This is a genomic window from Endozoicomonas sp. Z74, assembly GCF_057680865.1.
This window is the reverse complement of sequence record NZ_JBLYZI010000166.1, coordinates 1-7,998: the sequence shown is the minus strand read 5'-3', so window position 1 is coordinate 7,998 and position 7,998 is coordinate 1. Positions and strand designations below refer to the sequence as shown.

Annotated in this window: 9 protein-coding genes; 7 read left to right on the top strand and 2 right to left on the bottom strand. The window is 47.6% G+C overall.

The features are described from left to right. A partial coding sequence (locus tag ACNRUY_RS25330) for an RHS repeat-associated core domain-containing protein (RefSeq protein WP_488114449.1) occupies positions 1-662 on the top strand: 662 nt, incomplete at its 5' end. 676 nt (positions 663-1,338) lie between these two features. Here ACNRUY_RS25330 and ACNRUY_RS25325 read toward each other — a convergent pair. Beyond that, on the bottom strand, positions 1,339-2,175 hold the full coding sequence (locus ACNRUY_RS25325) for an IS3 family transposase (RefSeq protein WP_488114450.1): 837 nt from the start codon (positions 2,173-2,175) through the stop codon (positions 1,339-1,341). Further along, positions 2,154-2,513, bottom strand: coding sequence for a transposase (locus tag ACNRUY_RS25320; RefSeq protein WP_488114448.1), 360 nt, complete (start codon positions 2,511-2,513; stop codon positions 2,154-2,156). Before ACNRUY_RS25320 ends, ACNRUY_RS25325 begins: the two co-directional genes overlap by 22 nt. Before the next feature lie 9 nt (positions 2,514-2,522). On the opposite strand from ACNRUY_RS25320, the gene ACNRUY_RS25315 reads away from it, so the two are divergent. The 6 genes from ACNRUY_RS25315 to ACNRUY_RS25290 form a co-directional block, all read left to right on the top strand. Continuing rightward, entirely contained in the window at positions 2,523-3,794 is a 1,272-nt protein-coding gene (locus tag ACNRUY_RS25315) for an RHS repeat-associated core domain-containing protein (RefSeq protein ID WP_488114447.1), read from the top strand. An 11-nt stretch (positions 3,795-3,805) separates the two neighbouring features. Further along, positions 3,806-4,144, top strand: coding sequence for a DUF7668 domain-containing protein (locus ACNRUY_RS25310; RefSeq protein ID WP_488114446.1), 339 nt, complete (start codon positions 3,806-3,808; stop codon positions 4,142-4,144). 61 nt (positions 4,145-4,205) lie between these two features. Next, positions 4,206-4,409, top strand: coding sequence for a hypothetical protein (locus tag ACNRUY_RS25305; protein WP_488114445.1), 204 nt, complete (start codon positions 4,206-4,208; stop codon positions 4,407-4,409). A 242-nt stretch (positions 4,410-4,651) separates the two neighbouring features. Further along, a complete protein-coding gene (locus tag ACNRUY_RS25300; protein ID WP_488114444.1) occupies positions 4,652-5,485 on the top strand; it encodes a hypothetical protein in 834 nt (277 codons plus the stop codon). Beyond that, on the top strand, positions 5,485-6,381 hold the full coding sequence (locus tag ACNRUY_RS25295; RefSeq protein WP_488114443.1) for a transglutaminase-like domain-containing protein: 897 nt from the start codon (positions 5,485-5,487) through the stop codon (positions 6,379-6,381). Before ACNRUY_RS25300 ends, ACNRUY_RS25295 begins: the two co-directional genes overlap by 1 nt. Before the next feature lie 115 nt (positions 6,382-6,496). Next, on the top strand, positions 6,497-7,998 hold a 1,502-nt coding region (locus ACNRUY_RS25290; protein ID WP_488114442.1), incomplete at its 3' end, for a hypothetical protein.

Genomic DNA, 7,998 nt, shown 5'->3' with positions numbered 1-7,998 from the left:
AGAGTGAACTGAGGAACAACCTGAGATTTCCGGGGCAGTATTTTGATCAGGAAACGGGGTTGCATTATAACTACTTCAGGGATTATAACTCTGGGCTTGGGCGATATGTTCAGAGTGATCCGATTGGGTTAAATGGTGGTCTTAACTCATATGGTTATGTTTATGCTAACCCTCTTCGATTTTATGACCCTTACGGGCTTTGGAGTATGGATCCTGTTTGGGGGGTTATTTATGAAACAACAGAGTTTACTTTTGACCAAAATACGGTAGATTTTGTAGCTGGATTTGGTGATGCAATATCAATGAATGGGACAAAATACTTCAGAGAGTGGCAGGGCATTGGTGGTGTAGATTATTGCTCAAAGATATACTCTAGAGGGCAGAACTCCGGAGTTATTTTTGGTCTAATAAATGCGGGAAGAATGTCTCTTGTTACATTTAATAAAATCAATAAGGCTAAATCATGGCGCTCTAACAGTAAGCAGTCAAGACGGACGAGAAACAAAAAAATCGCAGAGGCCGGTGATTATTCTGAAGCACGAAATGAAGTAATAATGACTTTTGTGGCAGGATCAGGAGTAGATGCCTGGGTTGGGATTTTGAGTGGAAAACCAGCAGGCTGCATGGAAAAAGAGGTAGAGAGTGATGTATGCTCAAATTAAAAACTGCTATAGAACACTAAAAGGAAAGTTTTTTCTTTTGGGAGTCTCACTGTTTATGATTCCTTGGCTAAGTCTTGATTTATTTCATGCACTAATGAAAGGTAAAACCAAACAGCTCAGGGTTTCTGGTTATATTTATATTCAGGACAATACCGCTTTGTTTTTATTAGTCGTGATCTTGAAAACAGTATTTCTAGTTGGCTTTACTTGGTATTTAATAAAAATTTTCAAGCAACTTTCTTCAAAAGTGAAACGTAAGAGATGTCTATGACTCTTAGCTCGTTCCCACGCTCAGCGTGGGATCCCCTGCAGGATACTACAGAATAACAGAATAACAGAATAACAGAATAAAGGACAACCACAGATTTAATTTAGGTCTGATACAACCGGCTCCTGCAGATAAAGCTACGTGCTATACCTCGTTCCTACGCTTGGTGTGGTAAAGACTCCCGCTCTTTAACAATGGAATTATTATTTCGTTCCCACGCTGAGCGTGGGAACGAAATACCTTCGAGATCGACAACGCCTTCAACCAGCTGACCCGGCAGGGCGACACCCGCTTTGCATACGATGCCAATGGTAATTTGGTGAAACGGGGCAAACGTAACGCCGATAACAACATTGCTATTGACCCCACCTGAACCTGCCCCGTTTTAACGGACACCTTGCTCTTAAGTCAGGCTGCCAGTTTCTCGTATTGCTCAGGTGTTGTATAGCCTAAGCTGGAGTGCAGTCGCCTAACGTTGTAATAATCAATATATTCCTTGACCGTCCGTTTCAATTCAATGTCTGTTTCAAAACGAACACCATGCAACGCTTCTGCCTTTAAGGAGTGCCAGAAGGACTCCATGTAGGCATTGTCAGTGCACTGTCCTGGCCGATTCATACTGGAAAGCATTCCAAGACGTTTCAGCTCATCCTGGTAGCGTATTGCCGTGTATTCCGCGCCGCGGTCACTGTGAAAGACTAATCCTTTTTTCGGAGTTTGCTCTTTCTGAGCTTGCCTTAAGGCTGATAGAGTCAGTTCTACCGTGCGGGTGTTATCCAGTGACCAGCCCACGATTTTACGCGTATGAACATCCAGTATGGCCGCCAGAAAGTAGTGCCGGTAACCCACTTTCAAGTAGGTGACATCTCCCACCCAGAGCTGATTTCTGGCTTCAGGCCGGGCTTTTCCCAAGATCCGGTTTTCACGGATATAAAAGGCCTTGTGAGTGGGGGCCCGTCGATAGATTCTTGATACTCTGGCCTTGAGTGACAGCGCTTGCATAAGTCGGGCAACCCGCTTTCGCCCACAGTGTATCCCCTCAAGTTTTAACGTTTGGTGGATACGGGGCGCACCATAGCGACCTTTGTGGTCCTGATAAATCTGGCTAATTCGTTGACTCAAACGCTGATCCTGCCTGGCTCTTTGAGATTGAGTACGCTTCACCCAGTCATAGAAACCACTTCTGGAGACCCCATACAATTCACACAGTCGAACGACACTGATTACTTTTTTTTGCTGTGCAATTTTCTGGTAGGCCTCGCCTTTATGTCGAGCCCGGAAGAGGCGGCAATGACTTTTTTTAAAAGGTCATGCTCCTTCAGGAGCTTCTGGTGCTTTTTTTCCAGCGCTCGCAAGCGAGTCAGCTCAGCAGCCGTTTCACGGTCTAGGATTTGGGTATCAGTGTCATGGTTCACAAATTTTCCGTCCCTGTACTGTTTCTTCCACCGCGAAAGCATAAAAGGGTGTATATCGAGAATATCGGCAACATCCTTTGCCATTACGCCGGGCAGAGCCTCCAGCTTGACAGCCATGATGCGAAAAGCGTTGGTAAAAGTGCGATGTTTCTCTTTGAGTCGTAGCATTGGATCACCTTGCTTTGGGTTTGGCAAGGTGTCCGTTTTATCGGGGCAAGATCAACCGGGGCAGAACCTTACTGGCACTACCTTTACGACAGCCGGGAGCGGCTGATCGAAGTTCGTAAAGATGGCAACACCATCGCCCGCTACGGCTACAACCCCATGGGCAAGCGGATCCGAAAAGAGGTCGTCGCTACGGGTACCGTCACCCATTACCTCTACAACGAACAGGGGCTGATCGGAGAATACGATGACCGCGGGCAACTGATCCAGGAGTACGGCTGGAAACCCCAGGGCCTCTGGTCCACGGACCCGCTCTTTACCCGCACCGCCGACAATAAAGTCCACTACTACCTCAACGATCGCAACGGCGAACCCCTGTGGGCCTTCACCCGCAACGGCGCCATCACCTGGCAGGCCCGAAGCAGCAGCTACGGCCAGACCACAATCAACAACAAAAGCACCCTCACCAACAACCTGAGACTGCCCGGGCAGTACTACGACCCAGGCCTTGGGCGCTATCTGAGAAATGACCCCACGGGCCTCTACGGCGGGTTGAATGCGTATGCCTATGGATTGAGTAATCCGCTGACGTATATCGATAAGAACGGTCAGCTGGTGAACTTTGCGATCCAGGCGGTCTGGTGGGGTGTTCGCCAGGCCAGTAAAGCCTATCTCCGCTGTTTTGGTGAATGTTTGGTAACCACGGCCGCAGGCGCTTCGCTGGGGCTGTTGTGGCAATACATGATGGGGGACTGTGAACCGGGCTTTGAGTTCTCGGAAGCGGCAGTTGTATCGATGCAGGCCTGTGGGTACAGTTGCCTTGATCCAAGGAATTGGTTTGGGAAGGCAAAAAACAAGGGTAGTACCAAGGCTCGGGCTTATGAGAGTCGAGGAGTTGGCGGCAGTAGTGGCGGTGTTACAAAGAGAGCTTCCGGCACTCATAGGCAACTTAAGAACGCTGGAGAAAAGGATTCTCACCATGTCATCCAAGATGCAGCCGCGAAGAATATTCCGGGGTACAACAGAATGGATGCTCCAGCAGTTCAACTCAATGGCCCTTCTACGGCGAAAGGATCCGAACATTATATTGCGACGCAAGTTCAACGTCAGAGAGGCGGCGGCACTTACGCTGCTGAAAGGCGTATCGGGTATAAAGCGCTTCGTAAGGCGGGCTTGTCTCGGAGTGAAGCTCGGTCTCATATCCAGAGAGCAGACGACTATTTTGGAGGCTTAGGTGTCACAGGAGGCACCCCAATGAGGACAGTTGGCAACAGGAAAAGGTAAAGAAGCTTAAAATGAACGACATCATCAAAAATTTGATTAAGAGTTTGGTTGCACTTCTAGTCAGTTCGAAGTTTTCAGAAATAGTCGCCAGGAATGAGAACGGGCGACTTTCACAGGCTGATATTGAGACTACTTTAAATGATTATCCGGGGACAATAACTTTGCCCCCAGAGTCTGCATATGACTCTGCATGTGTTTACGATGTGTATGACGAAAAAGCGGAAGCGAGGCAAATTGAGTTTGATTTGTGGTACGACGATGAAGTTAGCGATTTAACTTTGTCGGTTGACGTTAGAAAAAATGACTCTGGGGAGTTCGTGATCTCTATTGAAGATATTCATGTTTTGTAGCTGAACTGGAGTAACTGAAACGGTCCCAAAAAAATCAGACAGTGGTGTAAACTCTGACCCATTGACTCGTTCCCACGCTCTGAGTGGGAATGGAAACACCTGCTACAAGTACCGAACCGACAAGGCCAACCGGCTCACGGCAGTACTGATTCCGGACCAGGGGCGCATCAGTTACAACCGCTACCAGTGGCAGATGTCAGAGCTTATCAGCGTTTCTGGCAGCCTGGTCGTGAACAGCTTGATGTATCTGATCGGGGACAAATAGTGTCAATGCTTGGGACGGCTCTATGAGAGCGTGTTATTTTTATTCTGACGGACTACAACTCCTCTTTAGTATTACTGTGCAAAAGCTATTGATTGTGTGATTTTTGATCCATTGCGCCATCTATTGCAAAAAAAAGGTTTTTGCCTTGATTTTCCTCAATCAGGACGTAGTCATTACACAAATTTTACGATATTATTGCCCACCGATTATAAAATAAAAATGTCGTTTAATCAGGGAAGTATATGTGGCAACCCTTTTCCGTTGTTGTTCGTTCTTTTGCTCTGTTTTATATCTGCGTGTTATCTCTGACGCTGTCTGCTCACTCGCTTCCTGATGGGTGGCTGGAACCTGTTCCTCCGGCTCTGGCAGAGAATATGTGCCTTTTTCATGAAGAAGTTGTTGACGACTGCTTGATATCCCTTGCTCAGAGCCGCACCGGTGGGTATCAGCCTGTAGTTGTTGACAGGATGGTTGATGTGGACCGTCTTTCAGTTTCTGCTCTGGCCATTTCTCCCGCGCTGCTACCGGTAAAACATTATCTCAAAAATGAAAAACTGCTGTTGCTTGATCATGGATTTGAGCGCAGCCGACAGATTCATCTATGTAGGGCCCTGAAATCGAGAGGGTTTGATGTGGGCTTTCTTCGTGAGGGTGTCAGGCCTTTGCTGGTGAAGCCCTCCAGGTTACACCTTGAGCAGAGTTATCTGGTTTCATCGGACGTTGTTTTAAAGGAGCTCATTAACGGCTCCCCGGTGCTGGTAGTGGTGAATCAGGCTATTCCGGAAGCATTAAAGCTGTACTCAAAACTTCTGTTTGAGCTGCAAACCGATGATCGGTTCTGGGCAAGGCTTGAAGAGTTGCATCGCCTTCACACTCAGTCCGGGTACAGGCCGATGGTGCTGATTGATCCGGAGTCCGGGTATTCTGAGTCTCTTTTTAAGCGCCTTCAAGATACGCGCCTTGGCAGTGTTTTTATTATGGATGGGAATGTTGGTCAGGTTTTGGCTGCCATGGATGATGGGGTGCGGATTGAGCTGTCTAAAAAAATGAATCTTAGTCGGAAGAACTGTATCTGATGAAGAAGTTGTGGGGTTGGGCTGTCGTGGTCGCAGGGCTTGTCGTTCTGGCAGTGATTCTGCTTATTTGGGGTAAATCGGGTGAAGAGGAGTTCGCTGTTTATGAACAGCCCAAGTCATTGCGCTACACCTTTGAAATCCGAAACACTTCGACGAAGCCTTATCCGGGTGGTGAGGTTTGGGTGTATGCGCCAGTTGCGGAGACCTCCTTCCAGAAGCTGGAAGAGCTTCGTGTCTCCGGCTCTGAGTATCGCCTGGAGAAAGACGATCTGGGTAACCAGACTTTGGCTTTGCAGATTGGACCAATGGCCCCGGGAGGAAGAAAAACCGTGAGTATTTCTGCCCGGCTGATAATGTCACTACGGCTGCGGGCAGTTGAATTATTTGATCGTGAACGATTTCTCCAGGATGAGCCATTTGTTGAGGTTGATAACCAGGAGTTAACGGCATTTGCCAAACCTTTCGAAGGCATGTCCACGGACCGAATGGCTGCTTCTATCACTACTACTGTAGGCAATCATATCACCTATTCTGGCTATGTTCGGGAGAACCTGGGGGCGCTGTACGCCCTTCGGGAGAAGCGCGGAGACTGTACCGAATACATGAGCCTCTCTGTGGCAGTCTTTCGAAATAATGGTGTGCCGGCCCGGGGCGTGGCCGGTTTCGTAGTGCCAACGCAGTCGGCGGTACTCTCATCGGACGATTATCACAACTGGACCGAGTTTTATACTGGCTCTGGCTGGCAGACACTGGATGCACAGTATCAAAAGCTGGCTGTACAACAGGATCACTATGTGGTGTTCAGGGTGCTCTCCGGCCAGAGAGAAGAACAAGATGCCCGTTTCAGTGAACGGTTTGTGTCGTCGGATGCTCAGTTGAGCATTAGATTAATGTGATGATTCATCAGAAAATACTTCTTGGCTCTATTCATTCGATAGCCCAGGCTTAGCATGTTTTTATGTTAAGTAGTTATTCTGCGGATAAAAATAATGCCTGTACATGGAATAGTTTATGATGTTTTGCCTCAGATTAGTGTCCTTTTATCTATTTCTACTAGTTATACCATCTCTTCATGCAGAGATTATTCTCTCAGAGAATACTCTAATCTCAGCAACTAATGCTGATCTTGATGGGCAAGATTTAGTGATTGATAGTGCCACGGTAACGATGGATGGCTCTCATGAGTTTACATCGTTAGTGTTGAGGAATGGGGCTGTTCTGACGCACTCAATTGAAACAGGTGACAAGTTAGTGGTCAATGCTCAGTCTATCATCATTTCTGATGATTCAAGCATTGATGTTTCCAGTCGAGGGTATCTAGCTGCTTCAGGAATGTCATACGCTGGAGGCAGTTATGGAGGCTCAGGGAGTAAGTACACCTCTAGTAGCAGCTATAAAACAAACGAAGTGTATGGAGATATGTATCAGCCTGCTGATTTCGGAACGGGGGGGCGAGGTTCTACTAGTAGTTATGAAAGTCGAGGAGGCGGTGCTGTCAAGATTGTTGCTGATACTTTGGAGCTTGCCGGTAGTATCAGATCCAATGGTCAGCATGTGGCCAGTTCTAATTATGCCGGGGGAAGTGGCGGGTCAGTCTGGTTGGATATAGGTACTCTGAAAGGTGCAGGCACGATAGAAGCCAACGGTGCTGCTGGTACAAGAGGTAACGGCGGTGGTGGTCGAGTAGCCATTCAATATCAGGCTCAGGATGGTTATCAATTTTCCGGAGTTGTACAAGCCAAACCGGGTGCAAAGAATGCAGCGGCTGGAACCTACTTTATTCAGCAGAAAGAAGTGCCGTCGGGTACGGTTTGGATCCAGGGCAGCGATGTTGGTAATGCAGCAACAGAAATCAAACAGCAAATTGCACAGCATACTCTGAAGGTCTTTAATGGTCGAGCCCGTGCAGACATAAGTGTGCATGGGCAAGATATGATTTTGGATAATGGCTATTTGGAAGTCAGTTTGCCGAATGATGAAAACAAGGAAGGAATCTGGAATACGATCAGTTTAAAAAACAGCAGTATATTGACACACAGTTATGCGAATAGAGAAAAAAGCGAATATCCACTGAGCCTGAGAGTTCTTAAAACAGTAACAGTGGGTGAAAATGCTGTCATTGATGTGTCCAGTCGAGGGCATCGAGCTGCTTCAGGAATGTCATACGCTGGAGGCAGTTATGGAGGCTCAGGGAGTAAGTACACCTCTAGTAGCAGCTATAAAACAAACGAAGTGTATGGAGATATGTATCAGCCTGCTGATTTCGGAACGGGGGGGCGAGGTTCTACTAGTAGTTATGAAAGTCGAGGAGGCGGTGCTGTCAAGATTGTTGCTGATACTTTGGAGCTTGCCGGTAGTATCAGATCCAATGGTCAGCATGTGGCCAGTTCTAATTATGCCGGGGGAAGTGGCGGGTCAGTCTGGTTGGATATAGGTACTCTGAAAGGTGCAGGCACGATAGAAGCCAACGGTGCTGCTGGTACAAGAGGTAACGGCGGTGGTGGTCGAGTAGC